Raw genomic sequence first — 597 nt, forward strand, 5'->3', positions numbered from 1 at the left:
GGCCTCGGAAGGGCAGGGCGAGTACACGCTCGCGCCCGCGACCCGGGCCGAGCCCGGCACCGACATCGTCCTGCACATGAAGGCGGACGCCGAGGAGTATCTCGAGGGCATCCGCCTCGAGACCATCCTGCGCAAGTGGGCCGACCACATTACCGTGCCGGTGACGCTGGTGCGCGACGGCGAGGAGGTCGCCGGGACCAAGGGCACGGCGCTCTGGCGCAAGCCCAAATCCGAGGTGAGCGAGGAGGAGTACACCGAGTTCTACCGCCAGGTGGCGCACGCCTTCGACAAGCCGTGGGCGACCCTGCACTGGCGGGCGGAAGGCCAGCTCGAGTTCAACGCGCTGCTGTTCGTCCCGGGCATGAAGCCCTTCATGGCGATCGAGGAGCAGCGCGACAGCAAGGTGCGCCTGCATGTGCGCCGGATGTTCATCACCGACGAGGCCGGGCTGCTGCCGTCCTGGCTGCGCTTCGTCCAGGGCGTGGTCGACACCGAGGATCTGCCGCTCAACGTCTCGCGCGAGATGCTGCAGGCGACGCCCGTCCTCGCCCGCATCCGCCGGGCGGTGACCGCCAAGGTCGTGTCCGAGCTGAAGAG

The 597-nt window shown here is 69.2% G+C and carries 1 pseudogene; it reads left to right on the top strand.

The features are described 5' to 3' along the window. Nucleotides 1-597 (top strand): annotated as a pseudogene (locus QR78_RS31655) (molecular chaperone HtpG); the annotation flags it as partial.

Source organism: Methylobacterium indicum, assembly GCF_001043895.1.
Taxonomy (GTDB): Bacteria; Pseudomonadota; Alphaproteobacteria; order Rhizobiales; family Beijerinckiaceae; genus Methylobacterium; species Methylobacterium indicum.